We start from the raw sequence: 12,852 nt of genomic DNA on the forward strand, positions 1-12,852 counted from the left end.
TGGGCTTTACCTGTCAGGGGTTATCAATAGTGATGCCCTCGTGCACTATTTCGATGGTTTCGATGGCCACCTCGTTGCCGTCTGACTTCAGATCGGTGCCGGTGATCTTAGTCGGCCAGGCATTGGTCAGGGTCCATACCATAGTGGTGCCGCCAGCCTCATCCAGCAGGCTGATGGTGACCGGCAAACGCTTAATGGTGTTCATCTTGATCTGGCTAAACCAGGCCCAGAATTTGTTGTCCGATTTATACACGCCTTTTTTCATCGTCACATTGCCGGACTTTTTCAGCCCCGGCATCTTAGTGGCAGAAAATACCGGGTTGTCGCCGGCGCGGTATTCAATGATCTGGGCTTCCACATCCAGCCCGGACACTTCCTGGAACGACATCACTTCTGAGTCCCATTTCACCTGAAAATAAAACTTCGGTAAGGGCCATACCGAGGTTGATTGGGTTGAACCGTCATCAGCCATTTTTAAGCTCCTTTCGCTGCAAAATTAGTAATCTGCAAAATTAGTATCTGTTGCTGGAATGATCAGGACTTCTGCATCTGCTGCTGGAAGGTGATCTCGATAAACTCGGCCGGCCGGATCAGTGCCACCAGCACCGTGACCCGTAAAATGCCCTCGAGAATATCTTCCGATGTCATGGTTTCCCCCAGGCCAACGCTGACACTGAACGCATCTTCCGGGGTTGCTCCAGCCAACCCGCCGCGCTTCCAGATGCCGGTAAGAAAATTGCGGATCATGCTTTTAATGGTGACCCAGGTGCTGGCGGTATTGTTTTCAAAGACGTAAGCCTTGGTGCCCAGGCGGATGGACTCTTCCAGCATAATCATAGTGCGGCGTACACTGATATAGCGCCAGTCGAGGCTGTTGCCATCCAGTGTGCGGGCGCCCCAGACCAGGGTGCCTTCACCAATAAAGGTGCGGATGGCATTGATCGATTTACCCTGGGTGCTGACGTTTAAATCTTCCTGCTCGTCATGGGTAATATTTACCGCCGGTGACACTACCGCGCTTAAACTGACATTGGCCGGCGCTTTCCACACGCCTTTGGTGTTGTCGACCATGGTGTAAATCCCGGCCATGGCGGCGGCCGGCGGCAGTAAATTCAGCATGGCGCGCATCTGGCTAATCAGCTGGCTGTACAACGGGCTGATGGCTTTTAAACTTTTGTGCAGTAACATCTGCTTGGCCATGCGCTCGGCCTGCTCCAGCTGGCTCCAGTCGGCGCTGATATCGGCTATGGCATCCAGTTGCTGCTGCAGTTTTAACTGGGCAGATTTATCTGCGGCACTGGCATTGTCGGCCAGCTTGGGCAACTCGTCAGGCAGGTTGCGCTCCTGTTTTACCAGCTGCTGTAACAGCGCGGCCGGCGTCAGGTTCTGATAACTGAGATCGCGCTCCTGCACTATGCTGGTATTAAGCCAGGGGTAGTAGGCAGTGGCAAAATCCAGATAGTTAATGCCCAGTTTGCCGCGGAAATTTTCAATGCAGTCGCCCTCCGGATGCTGGCGTGCTTTATAGCCCTGCCAGACGTCCAAAATAGCTACCCGGTTGCGCATTTTGCCGCCACAATGCGCCAGTGCGGCTTGTTGCACCGCGATGCAATCATCCTCTGACAGCAACACCGCTTCGGGGATCACCAGCATGGTGGGTTCCTGCTCTTTGACCAACTGCTCAATACCGGCCATTAACTTAGCACCCTCTACATCATCGGCGTAATTGCCAACCGACACGATATAGCAGGGGCCGCCGCCGTTTTGGTAAAACAGCATCATGGCGTAATACAACAGGTTTTTACCGCTGTCATGGCTAAGCTGATACTCCTTACCGGCCACACTAAAGGTGTTATCTGCCGGTGCGCTGGCCTCAGCTAAACCGAACATTGGTGTCGGTGCAAAACCAAAATAATTGTGAAACTCTGACATTGAGCTGATACGCATCGGCTGATTAGTCAGAGATTTAGTGCCGTTCAGTGCTTTTTCGGTGTAACCGATAAAAGCCGGCACTGCCGTTGCCACTTCCACTACTGAATTGGGAAAGGCATTTTTTTCTACGATATAAACGCCAGGCGTTTTCATCTGCCCCATGATCAGATCCTTTCTGGTTAGTAATTAAGATATATTTCAGCCAGGTGTCGCGATACTCCGTTTACTACTGCGTTGCCTGATTGCCCGGCCGTTGCCACCGGCAGCCGTTTAATCAGAATTTTTTCACTGCCGCCATCCTGACTAATCAGCGCAAAGCGATATGGGCTTTGCTCTGCCAGGCTGAGCGGTTGCACAGAATCAAACACCTGCGCCTTGCGGCCATTGGCCAGCATGACATCCTGCTGCCGGGCAAAAAGTTCGGCACTGTGCTGGCTCAGATCGCGGATGTGCAGGGCGCCATTAAAGCTGTCACCCACCAGGTAATAGCGCCACAGCGTCTGACGGCTGGCGAATTTGAGCAGATAATGACGGGCATTGGTGGCGGTTAGCGCGTTAATCTCGGCAGCACTAATCTGCAGCGCCAGCACCAGCTGTGGCAAACTGCCCTGGCGCCGCTCGAGAACAGATAGCAGCCGGTTGTCATCGGCGCTAATAAGCTCTGCGCTGCTTAACGCAGGCTGTTGATGTAAGCGCAGGAAGTTGGCCTCGGCCACGGCGTTTTGGCTGTCGCAATACCACAGCTGCCCGTACGGCAACACCGGCTCGGTATAACTGCCAAAATGGCTGTCTGTGCTGTACAGCAAAAAGTGTAATGTCAGCGCCGGCTCGCAACAGGCGGCGGCAAGATCGCGCCGCGAACTGTCCAGCAGCAGCACAGCACCTTGTTTAGTGGCTTTAAACAGCAGCTGGGCATTGTGCAGTTTTTGCACGGTAGCCGCTGAGGGTAGCAGTTTTGCCTGTGCCAGGTAGCCGCTATTAAAGTAATGATGCTGCAGGTGCAGCTGGCATAATGGCAGATAGCTCATAACCGGCTGCCTATGTCGCTGACCGGCTTGCTGAGCAAACTGCTTTGCGCATAAATATCGGCGCCGTCAAAGCTGAGCATGCGCACTTTGTACAGCACAGATGGCAGATATTTACCGCTTAACATACCCCATAAATTGCTGGCATCCTGAATGCTGAGGTTTTCCAGATCCAGTGTCAGTTGTTCTATCGCCGGGTCAAGCTCTGGCAAGCTTTGCCGGCTAAAAACCGGGTTGCGCTGAAAAAAACTGACTGACGCTGACAGCAGCGTTAACGCATCGCTATAGTTGGCACCGTTAAAGTTGGCGGCCAGCATCACATATAAATTCAGGTGCAGCGCGGGTGCGCTATTGGCACTGCGGCTAAAACCGCTATCGAGCAGCGTGGGTTTATTACGGATAGCGGCTTCTTTTTCTATGCCAACCAGAAACAGCGCTAACTTATTATTGATATGCGTACAGGCACTGCCATCGGACTCATTTAAGTTCGACACCAGCACAATATCTTCGTCCAGCTTGAAATTCTGCCGCAAAAACCGGTTTAACTGCGCCGCCAGCTGCGTCAACGTCTTCGCTATCATCTTGTTTTTCCAGTCAAACGCACACAACACAGCCTTCATGGCTGTGAACGATACATCTCAAGTTAATTTACGACTGGCAAGGCGATAGCCTGGTGAAAAAGCGGCCAACGCCTTTGTCTGCAACGGCGGTAAAAACAAATAACTAATACAAACAGCGGTTATTTATACAAGCAGGAATAATTAACGTGTTTAAAGATAGTGCCTCAACTACACAATGCAAATATATCGCAAATTTATCATCGGAAAATAACGCTCTTTAATAACAAACCCAGAAATAACAAACCCAGACTTAACGCCAAGCCAGGCTAACCATTGAGTAAAGTTGGCAGCTCTGTAACAATAGCAGCAGTTTATTTACAGAGAATAAAATATGCGTTTTGCCGCTGTGTGCCATGTCATCCTGTATCTGGTTGTCGTATTTGTGAGCACTGCCGCCACTGCCCAGTGGCACCGCCAGGCCTTTCAAACCCTGGGCACCCAGGCTTATATTGAATTGTGGTGTGACGATAGCACCAAGGCACAGCAGTTAATCCGCGAGGTACAGGCTGAGTTTGAACGGATTAACCAGCTGATGAGCCCTTATATCGCCAGCAGTGAGTTAAGCCTGTTAAACCGTGAGGCGGCCGCTGCGCCGGTGGCGGTTTCCGCTGAGATGTATCAGTTGCTGCAGCGGGCACGGCATATTTCTATACTCAGTCACGGTGCCTTTGACATTACCTTCGCCTCGGTGGGTTTTTATTACGATTATCGCAGCGGCCAGAAGCCGGACGCCCGCCAACTGGAGCAAGGCCGGCAGCTAGTGAATTACCAAAGCGTCGAACTGCTGGCAAATAACCGGGTTAAATACAGCCAGCCCGGCATTAAAATTGATTTAGGCGGCATTGCCAAAGGCTACGCGGTAGAGCGCGCCATTGGCCTGTTAGCGGCACAAGGCATTAAACATGCCCAGCTTACCGCCGGCGGTGATAGCCGCTTGCTGGGTGACAAAACCGGCAAGCCCTGGCTGGTTGGGGTAAAACACCCACGGCAGGAAGACAAATACGCCGTTACCCTGCCACTGACAGACAGCGCCATTAGCACCTCTGGTGATTACGAGCGCTTTTTTATTGAAGACGGTGTGCGCTATCACCATATTCTCGATCCGAAAACCGGTAAAAGTGCTGCCGGTGCGCTCAGTGTGTCAGTCATTGGCGCCGACACCACCCAAACCGATGCGCTGTCGACTACCTTATTTGTGCTGGGGCTTAAACAAGGCATGGCGTTAATTGAACAAATTGACGGCTATGAAGCTATTTTTATTGATGCCGAGCGTAAGATGTATTTCTCCAGCGGTTTAACGCCCTAAGGTTTGCTTACGCTCACTGAGCCAGTGCTGCATTTGTTGCTGTACAGGCTAACAGCGCTGTTGTACATTTATTAGCGAATTTTAATGTGCAGGGAGTACCCTATGTTGCGTAAGCTGGCACTAAGCCTGTTGTTTGGCCTTAGCCCGTTGCTGGTCAGTGCTACCGAGCCTGGCTGCACCTTACGTATGTCAACCGAAACCGATTTTCCGCCGCATTTAATCCAGCAGCAGCAACAATGGACGGGGTTAAGTGTCGAGCTGATGCAGCGGCTGGCACAAGAGCTTAACTGTCAGTTGGTGTTTATTAACAGCCCCTGGCTCAGAGCCTTACAAATGAGTGCCCAGGGCGAGCTGGATGTGTTAAGCCACTTGTCGGTAAGTAACGAGCGCAGAGCGCAGTTCGCTTTTATCGGCCCACATCATATTGAAAGCATTTATCTGGTGGGTGACCCGGGCGAAATCAGTGCGCCGGCCAGCCTGCAACAACTGGCTGACGGCGCTGACCTGGGCAGCATCGCTACCTTGCATGGCGCTTATTATGGTGAAGAGTTTAGCCGCTTAAGCCAATATCCCGCTTTTGCCCGTCAGTTGGTGAACATCAGCAGTATTCAGGATAAGTTGGCGCTGTTGAGGGCCAAACGGGTTAAAGCCATTCTGGAAGACATTAGCGTGCTGCATTACTGGCAGCAACATCATTACCCGGACGCAGAGCGTTATCAGCCCCTGCTCAAAGTGCACGAAAGCCCGGTATATTTTGGCTTTAGTAAAGCCTCCTTAAGCGTAAACCAACTTAAGCAGTTGGCTGAAGCCTGGCAGCGCCTGTATCAGCAGGGCGAGCTTAGCGCCATCTATCAGAAATATCAGATAGTGCCGGATGAGCAGCTTACGCCAGCGCCGCTGCTATAAGCTGTTACCTTAACTGAGGTGCCAGCCTGGGCTGTGGCGCCGGTAAGCTAAACTGATATTCGTCCAGTTGATAAGGCTGCATCACCTGCAGCAAACTGCCATTGTCATACAACTTCTGCCAGGCGGCAGCTAAGGCCTCAAGCTGCTGCGCATTAAAGGTATTTAAGTTAAAACCAAAATAAACCGGGCTTTGAAATACCTGAAACAGCGGTTGATAGTCAGCGGTGGGCAGGCTGGCGCGTTTTTTCCAATAATGATAGGCCGCTATATCTTCCAGTACGCCGTGTACCCGGCCATTAAGCAGCAAAGCCTGCTTATCCTCGTTACCGCGAATAAAGACAAAACGGGTACGGTTTTTCGCATCATTTAAAATGCTGTCCAGCTCATCACCGTAATAAGCCCCGTTTAGCAAGGCGATAATGCCGGGCGTGCCACTGCGCTTGAGTGCAGACAAATCGCTAAGACCGGGAAAAGCTTGTGGTATCCCCACCAGATAAATCACTTCCTGATGGTGCGGGCCGATAAAAGCAAACTGGCGGCTGCGCTCGGGGTTGTAGGTAAGATGCGTTACCACGTCTAACTGCCCCTGCTCCATCAGCTTTAATGCCCTAAGCCAGGGGCTGTGAATAAACTCCAGCTGACAGCCCATCTCTGTTGCCAGCGCAGAGAGTAAATCAACGTTCAGGCCACGCCAGCTGTCGCCCTGCTGCATAATGTAAGGCGCAAAACTGGTTTCAATGCCCATGCGCCAGACACAACTTTTCGCCGGCAAGCTTAGCAGCGCGCCCAACAGCGCCAGACATAGCCATCTCATCACCTAAGGCTCCGATACAGTTAATTCTAATCCACTGCAGCTATTTAGCTGCAACCTGATCAACTATATACGCGCCGCCGCTAACTTGCCTGCCGGCGACAGAAAAAATCTGTCGCGTCAGATAATAGGGGCAAAAGCGGTAAGCCGGTCCAGGCTGGCCGCATTACCCAACCCATGAAAGGGGGCCACTTCGGCAAGCCGGCCTTGTTCGCCGTGCAGCGCCAGATAATTTAGCAACACCGTTTGCACCAGCAAATTGACGTTATTGGCCGCCACCGACGAGCCGGTTTCTACCGATGCATCCGGCCGCATAAAGCCGATTTGCTGATGCCGAGCCTGCTGCTCAGCACTGCCGCCTAACAGGGTGGGCCGGCCATTAGGGCTGTACACCAGGATGAAGGACGCCGCAGTTGATGAGTTATCACCCGTCCACTCGCCTTTACCCCGGCCAAATTCCGAGTCATCAATGCGGCCATTACTGGCCACCGAGCCATCGCTGTAGACATAGATCATCAGCGGCTGATTCATGCGGGCGGCATATTCCAGGCAGGCCCCGATGCAGCGGCCGGCGCGTAAGTCACGCAGCTCACCGGTGCCCCGCTCGCCGGTATGGTAATCATAACCGCCTATGGTAATAGAGCCGGCACCGGCAAAGCCGTTCACTACCAGCTTCATGACCGACGCGGTTTTGCGAAACTCGCCGTCACTGTTAAATTCTTCGGCGCTGAAAATGCCGGCTGCACCGACAATGTCCGGATCGGCGGCTGGATCCAGCGTCGCCGGGTTACCGAAACGGTCAGCTAAATCAGCACTTTTCACATAACCACAGCGCACCAGCTCTTTGAGCACCGCATCGCGGCTGATAGTGGTGTTCACCCGGCCCAGTTTACTGTCGCTGATGCGCTGCACCGCTTCCATCACCGCTACCGCATCATTCTGGTTTAGCAGGCCAAATAAATCGCCGACATCGACCAGGCCGGTGACATCGCTGGGCCGGTCTATTTTGGTTGGCCTAAGCTCTGGGTTATAAAACTCCATTGGCATCATCGAATTGGCGCCAGAGTCGGAGTTACGTGAACCAATAAGTGGCATTAACGAGCCGCTGGCGCCGGCTTTGGCGATGGCGTACATAGGGTTATGCGGGTTGTTACCGGTGTCATTTTCCGAACGCGACGGCAGCACAGCGCCGTTGGTCATAGCCTGGGTGGCCAAACTGGTGCGCTCTAAAATACCGGCCAGCATTTGCGAGTCACTGTGAAACGCCAACCCCAGCTGATCATTAATAAAACCAGCCGCCGGATCAGCGCCATTCACCGCCTGCGGCACCATATCGGCCGGCAAACCCAGTTTGCTGTAGCCCTGCACCGATAAAAAGTCGCGCTGACCACCCGCGCCACCGACCAGCACGTTAGAGCCGGCAATATTGGCACCGCCGGCCAAGTCAAAGCAAATAAACGGAATTTTACCAGCGCCCTGTACGTTAATGCCGCACAGCTGCTTTAACGCCTCTAAATCGGGTGACAGTGCAGCATGGGCTTTATTCGGGTTGGCAAACAAGCCAAACACTGAGCCGGTGGTCAATACCGCTGCGCCGTAGCTCAGACCACAGGCAATAAAATCGCGCCGGCTTATCGGTTTGCTGTGACAGGCATGCAGTAGCGGGCTGTCCGGGTGTAAAGGTTTATTTCGTTTCATTCAGGCTCTCCTACTGCAATACCAGCTCGGCACTGGCCAGCACCGCAGTGCAGGCCGCTTTGGCAATGGTGCGGCTGCGATCACTGCTGCAGCTGCCATTACAGTTACTTAACCGGCTTATCAGCGCATCCAGCTCGGTTTCTACCTCAGCGCGCGGCGCTGAGCTTAAAGGTGCCAGCGGCATTAAGCGCGTTAACAGCGCATCGATAAACAGCGGCCGGTTTGCCAGGCTGTAAGTGGTCGAGGGCGCCGCACTAAAATCAAGGCCGGCAAACCAGCTTTGCCGGATGGCGTTATCTTCAATCGCGGCATTACAATAGGCGATACCAAGCTGAGTGATGGCCATTTGCTGCGCCGAGACAAAGGTATCGATGCTATCAGAGGATGGCAGCTGGCGCTGAATGGTCTGATACACCTGCGCCACGCTGGAGTGCTGCTGGGCCACGCCGGTTAACGCACTCATACTGGCATGAATTTCGGCAAAGGTTTTAAGGCCAATATCGCTGCTTTGACTGCTGCCGGCGACAATCTGCTGCACCGGTGCGGTGCTGTCGGTGCGGACATTGGTTAGCTCACCTATGCGGGCAAAAGATAAGAAGAATTCATCGCTCTGCGCGCCTAACTCGCTGCCAATAATGGTGCCCTGCGCCGAAAGCGCAGCGCCGCCGGTCAGATCAGCATTAGTCCCCAGCTCAAATTGCTGGCTAATCCAGGCCTGACCGGTTACCACTTCCTTACCGTTTAAACCCAGCGCCATACCGCTGATGTTAAGCGGCTGTGACAAGGTGCGGCCTTCCAGATTGACCAGATAAGGCGCATTAAACAGGTAGGAGTAATTATCAAACTGCGCCACCTCGAACACGATGTAGCTATCAGGCAGGTTTATCAGCTCACCAATAGCAAACAGCAGATAAAACTTCTGCCCTACGCCAACCTGATAGTTTTGCTGGATTTGCGCGGCATTAAGGGCTTTGTTGTGTACCGCCAGTAGCCGCACTGTGCCCTGCCATTGCCGGTTGCCGTTGGCTTCATTTCCCAGCATCAGGGCAAAGCTGTTATCCCAGTTGCGGATAGCCACCGCCGGGGCGCGTACGCCGGTATCTTCACCGTTAACGTAGATGCGCTGGCCATTCACCGGATCCTGCGTTAACACCACATGCTGCAACGTCGCCTGCAGCACTTCATCAGCATCGGCGGTACTGACGGCTGGCAAACCGGCCAGATCGCTTTGGTCACTGCGCAGCAAAAAGTCATAGTTATACTGGCTTTGGCCCAGCGTGATATTGCGCTCATTGCTGCTACCGGCATAACTGACGATAGCCGCCGGCCCTTCCTGCGTGACATTAGCCGGCACCAGCCAGGCTTCTAATGACAGCTCGCCGGTGGCACTGATTAAATTGGCCAGCTTACTGCTGTTTTGCGTACTGGCCTGCGCCCGGCCGCTATTAATTTGAATACCCCAGCCGGTTACCCAGCTGATATCACCTTGCAGGCTTAAATTAGCCGCAGGCTCCACACCTGAAGTATCGTAAGCGATGGCGCCGCTGCCGGTTTTAAACTGGTAAAAGGCGATCTGGTTCGCTTCAAAACGGCCACCACTGGAGGCGACCACGCCATCGTCCAGCCGCAGCGCTTTGGACACCACTAAGGCAGGATCGAGTGAGGTTAATTCGACACTGGCAGCAATTTGCTCAATGGCTGAGCGCATTTGCGCGGCATCCGCAGGGCAATCTGACCAGCAGTTGTGAAACTCGCCGCCTAAGCGGGCAACAAAGCGCGACAGCTCGGGGTTGTCCAGATTAATCAGCTTGCGGCTGGCGTCATAGGCTGCGGCCAGATCGCTGCTGGCAAAAAACGGCGACTGGGTTTGCGCGGCATCCGGCGCGTGGCAATTCACACAGTACTGCCGCAGCAGCGGGTACACAGTGCTGCCAAATAGCGCCGGATCGTCCGGTAATACTTTGCTGGCACCCGGCTCACGTAGCGGCGGTGCCACCAGGGTTACCGTAGCCGCTTCGGTTTCACTGCTATTGGCCCAGTTACGGATCCACTGCGCCATGGTATCGGCGCAGGCGCTGTCACTGGCCTGCCAGCAGTTATGGCCGCCGGCCAGTTTAGTTACCAGCAGCGACTGCGCAGGGTCAGCCAGGTTTACCAGCGCTGTAGCGGCGGCATAAGCCTGGTTAATATCATCGTTACGGGCAAAAAATGGCGCGGTATTGCCCTGCACATGGCAGGCACCGCAGCGGTTGGTGCTGGCAATATTGTCCCACAGTGTCAGTTTAAACAGTTGTATATCGGCCGTTTGCGGTGCCGGGCCGGTGTAGTTGGTGTTATCTTCCTGCACCGGTGGCGGCGGGTTTTGCTCTACTTCAGCGCCGCCACAACCAACCAGTAACAGCGTAAACAGCAAGGGCAACATCAAATGCTTCATGGCTTAGTCTCCCATGCAGTAGGTGGCCGTGTCGGCAAACACCTGCTTTAACTGGTAACCACCCGTTTGAAAACTGGCGGTAATGCTGTGTAAGGTGCTGACATCGGTCAGGTTTTCCGGCTCGCGCAGGCACACAGTGCGAAATACTTTTTTCACCTGACACTGGGCAAACGCTGCCGTGTTGGCCAACTCCTGGCCTAAGCTTTTGGCGCCATTGCCCTGGCCCGGCAGGCTGTTATCCCAGCCCAGTGACATATTCTGGCCCTGGCGCCAGTAGTTCACCCAGCTGTCATCCGGTGTGCGGTAACCATAAGGAAAGCTGCCGGCATTAATATGATACTTGGGCTGCACCCGGCTTTGTGTTTGCGCATTTTGCGTGCCGCTTTGCTGGTAAAAAATGCGGCCATTGCTGCCATCTTCGTCAGTAAACTGGTAATCGTAGTAGGCAAAGGCTTGTGCCAGAGGGTCCATACCGGCATGGCAGCCAACACAGCGGTTGTTGAAGATGCGGCTGTCGCCACCCGGGCTGCGGCTGACGTCCTGGCGAATGCGGTCGGTCGGCCGGCTGATATCCTGCAGTGGTTCAAGATCAGTACACAGCTGGCTCATCAGCGTAAAACGGAACATGGCGCGGTTGGTGCCAAGGTAGAAAAACGCTTTGGCAGCAGCACGGCTGGTCATGACACCGGCAGCGGCCTCGGCCGGAATGCCATTTAAACTGCTTTGCGAGCGTGGTTCCAGATACTGTGCCAGGTCAACGGCCTGTTGCTCCAGTGCCAGATAATGGGCATTGTTATCGCTCTGGTACGGCGGCAGGCCCAGGTTATCGGCACCGACATATAAAATATCGGTTTGCAGCAACTGGCGAAAATCCACTTCATCACGCACCAGGCCAATCACGGTAGCCGTGTAGTCGTTTAATGGCTCAAACACGTCCAGATCGCGGTTAGTGGCAGGCGCAGCGAACAGCTTTAAGGTCGTGCGGTAGAAATCCGGGTGCTGCATGGCAAGCTCAGCAGCAGCGCGGGCATTACCCTGCTCAATCAGCGTTTGCATCTGACTTAGGGTGGCGGCATCAGCCGGTACACCTGCCAGCCGTTCATGCAGCCGTTTTGCCTGCTCCAGCGCGCCGGCCTGCACCGGCGAGCCCTGCAACAGCGCCAGCAGCAAGCTGGATATTATCATCACGTTACGCATAAGTTTCCTCCGGTTTAGCCCGGTAAAAATTCCACTGTCCACTGCGAACGGGTCACTGCCGCCGCTTCGGCACCAAAATTGACCGAACGTAAACGCAGCACTAACGAGCGCTCCAGTTTGGCATCATTCAGCTCACTGCTTTTAATGCTGACATCCGCCAGACTGCCGTCCGGGTTTATCACTAATTCAAACACCACTTTACCTTTTAACAGCGGGTTGGCCCGAAGCGCGCGGCTGTACAGCGTGTATAGGCTACTTTTATTCGCTTCCAGCACGCGGCGAATGCCCGCCTCTGAGCGGCCCTGCCCTGCGCTGCTGCCCCCGGCGCTGCTGTCGGCGGTATTGTTGCCGGCATCTTTGCGGCCCACCGCCGACAAGCCTTTCAGTTCGGTCTCTGCCAGCGCCACACTGCCGGTATCGGCCAGCTCAGAGCGTACGATATCGCCGGCGGCGGCGGCAGCTTCTGCTGCGGCAAATTGCTTGTTGGCTTCATTGCGTAGCAAAGTACGCTCTACCTGAGTTGCCTGCTGTTCACCACGGCTTTTTAGCTGCGGCGCGCTGTTATCCAGCTGAAAACTTTGCCTAAGTGTCGCCAGCTCATCACGCATCGCCATTAAGCCGGCCTGCTCGGCCTGCTTACGGGCCTGCTGCGGATCGGGCTTTACCGTATCAGGGCGGGCCGCTACCGGCTCTGGCTCAGGTGTCGGCTCGGGTTCAGGCTTAGGCTCGGCTTTTTGCTCTGGCAACGGCTCAGGTTCAGGGGGTGGCGGTATTTGCTTTTGCTCTAACATGACCCGCGCCAGTGTTGGCGGCAGCTGCTCCTGCACTTCGCGGCTACGCTCGGGCACCTGCAGTGCCGGCACCAGCGCCGCACACACCAGCCATAACAATAGCCCCAGCCACAGCAGTTGGTAAAAGCGCTT

11 protein-coding genes are annotated in these 12,852 nt (G+C 54.4%); 2 read left to right on the plus strand and 9 right to left on the minus strand.

What is annotated here, in order from left to right; genetic code table 11:
* Positions 1–13 precede the first annotated feature (13 nt).
* The 4 genes from RNAN_RS12030 to RNAN_RS12045 form a co-directional block, all read right to left on the minus strand.
* Positions 14–472 carry a phage tail protein gene (locus RNAN_RS12030; protein ID WP_008222127.1) on the minus strand — a complete coding sequence of 153 codons (459 nt, stop codon included), beginning with the start codon at positions 470–472 and terminating at the stop codon, positions 14–16.
* Positions 473–534: 62 nt separating this feature from the next.
* Positions 535–2,094 carry a phage tail sheath C-terminal domain-containing protein gene (locus tag RNAN_RS12035; RefSeq protein ID WP_008222129.1) on the minus strand — a complete coding sequence of 520 codons (1,560 nt, stop codon included), beginning with the start codon at positions 2,092–2,094 and terminating at the stop codon, positions 535–537.
* Between the two features lie 17 nt (positions 2,095–2,111).
* Positions 2,112–2,960: a hypothetical protein gene (locus RNAN_RS12040; RefSeq protein WP_008222131.1), complete on the minus strand. Its 849-nt coding sequence runs from the start codon at positions 2,958–2,960 to the stop codon at positions 2,112–2,114.
* Positions 2,957–3,538 carry a Pvc16 family protein gene (locus RNAN_RS12045; RefSeq protein WP_008222135.1) on the minus strand — a complete coding sequence of 194 codons (582 nt, stop codon included), beginning with the start codon at positions 3,536–3,538 and terminating at the stop codon, positions 2,957–2,959. The genes RNAN_RS12040 and RNAN_RS12045 overlap by 4 nt, the downstream gene beginning before the upstream one ends.
* A 370-nt stretch (positions 3,539–3,908) precedes the next feature.
* Between RNAN_RS12045 and RNAN_RS12050 the strand changes: the two genes are divergently transcribed.
* Together RNAN_RS12050 and RNAN_RS12055 are read left to right on the plus strand one after the other, a co-directional pair.
* Entirely contained in the window at positions 3,909–4,883 is a 975-nt protein-coding gene (locus RNAN_RS12050) for an FAD:protein FMN transferase (RefSeq protein WP_040552066.1), read from the plus strand.
* 102 nt (positions 4,884–4,985) lie between these two features.
* Positions 4,986–5,789, plus strand: coding sequence for a substrate-binding periplasmic protein (locus tag RNAN_RS12055; protein WP_008222140.1), 804 nt, complete (start codon positions 4,986–4,988; stop codon positions 5,787–5,789).
* Positions 5,790–5,793: 4 nt separating this feature from the next.
* Here the strand turns inward: RNAN_RS12055 and RNAN_RS12060 are convergent, their stop codons facing one another.
* From RNAN_RS12060 to RNAN_RS12080, 5 genes are all read right to left on the minus strand, one after another.
* On the minus strand, positions 5,794–6,603 hold the full coding sequence (locus RNAN_RS12060; protein ID WP_008222142.1) for a substrate-binding periplasmic protein: 810 nt from the start codon (positions 6,601–6,603) through the stop codon (positions 5,794–5,796).
* A gap of 117 nt (positions 6,604–6,720) precedes the next feature.
* Complete coding sequence (locus RNAN_RS12065; RefSeq protein ID WP_008222143.1) at positions 6,721–8,298, minus strand: hypothetical protein; 1,578 nt, start codon at positions 8,296–8,298, stop codon at positions 6,721–6,723.
* A 10-nt stretch (positions 8,299–8,308) separates the two neighbouring features.
* Positions 8,309–10,732, minus strand: coding sequence for a LamG domain-containing protein (locus RNAN_RS12070; protein ID WP_008222146.1), 2,424 nt, complete (start codon positions 10,730–10,732; stop codon positions 8,309–8,311).
* Between the two features lie 3 nt (positions 10,733–10,735).
* Positions 10,736–11,929 (minus strand): hypothetical protein, encoded by a 1,194-nt coding sequence (locus RNAN_RS12075; protein WP_008222149.1) that lies wholly within the window; start codon positions 11,927–11,929, stop codon positions 10,736–10,738.
* Between the two features lie 14 nt (positions 11,930–11,943).
* On the minus strand, positions 11,944–12,852 hold a 909-nt coding region (locus tag RNAN_RS12080), incomplete at its 5' end, for an AgmX/PglI C-terminal domain-containing protein (protein WP_148275728.1).

This window comes from Rheinheimera nanhaiensis E407-8, assembly GCF_000296695.1.
Lineage (GTDB): Bacteria > Pseudomonadota > Gammaproteobacteria > Enterobacterales > Alteromonadaceae > Alishewanella > Alishewanella nanhaiensis.

Bases quoted from the DNA above. Each gene is read 5' to 3' on its own strand.
- RNAN_RS12030 (WP_008222127.1), bottom strand. From the start codon at position 472: ATGGCTGATGACGGTTCAACCCAATCAACCTCGGTATGGCCCTTACCG.
- RNAN_RS12075 (WP_008222149.1), bottom strand. From the start codon at position 11,929: ATGCGTAACGTGATGATAATATCCAGCTTGCTGCTGGCGCTGTTGCAG.
- RNAN_RS12040 (WP_008222131.1), bottom strand. From the start codon at position 2,960: ATGAGCTATCTGCCATTATGCCAGCTGCACCTGCAGCATCATTACTTT.
- RNAN_RS12065 (WP_008222143.1), bottom strand. From the start codon at position 8,298: ATGAAACGAAATAAACCTTTACACCCGGACAGCCCGCTACTGCATGCC.
- RNAN_RS12070 (WP_008222146.1), bottom strand. From the start codon at position 10,732: ATGAAGCATTTGATGTTGCCCTTGCTGTTTACGCTGTTACTGGTTGGT.
- RNAN_RS12055 (WP_008222140.1), top strand. From the start codon at position 4,986: ATGTTGCGTAAGCTGGCACTAAGCCTGTTGTTTGGCCTTAGCCCGTTG.
- RNAN_RS12035 (WP_008222129.1), bottom strand. From the start codon at position 2,094: ATGGGGCAGATGAAAACGCCTGGCGTTTATATCGTAGAAAAAAATGCC.
- RNAN_RS12060 (WP_008222142.1), bottom strand. From the start codon at position 6,603: ATGAGATGGCTATGTCTGGCGCTGTTGGGCGCGCTGCTAAGCTTGCCG.
- RNAN_RS12050 (WP_040552066.1), top strand. From the start codon at position 3,909: ATGCGTTTTGCCGCTGTGTGCCATGTCATCCTGTATCTGGTTGTCGTA.
- RNAN_RS12045 (WP_008222135.1), bottom strand. From the start codon at position 3,538: ATGATAGCGAAGACGTTGACGCAGCTGGCGGCGCAGTTAAACCGGTTT.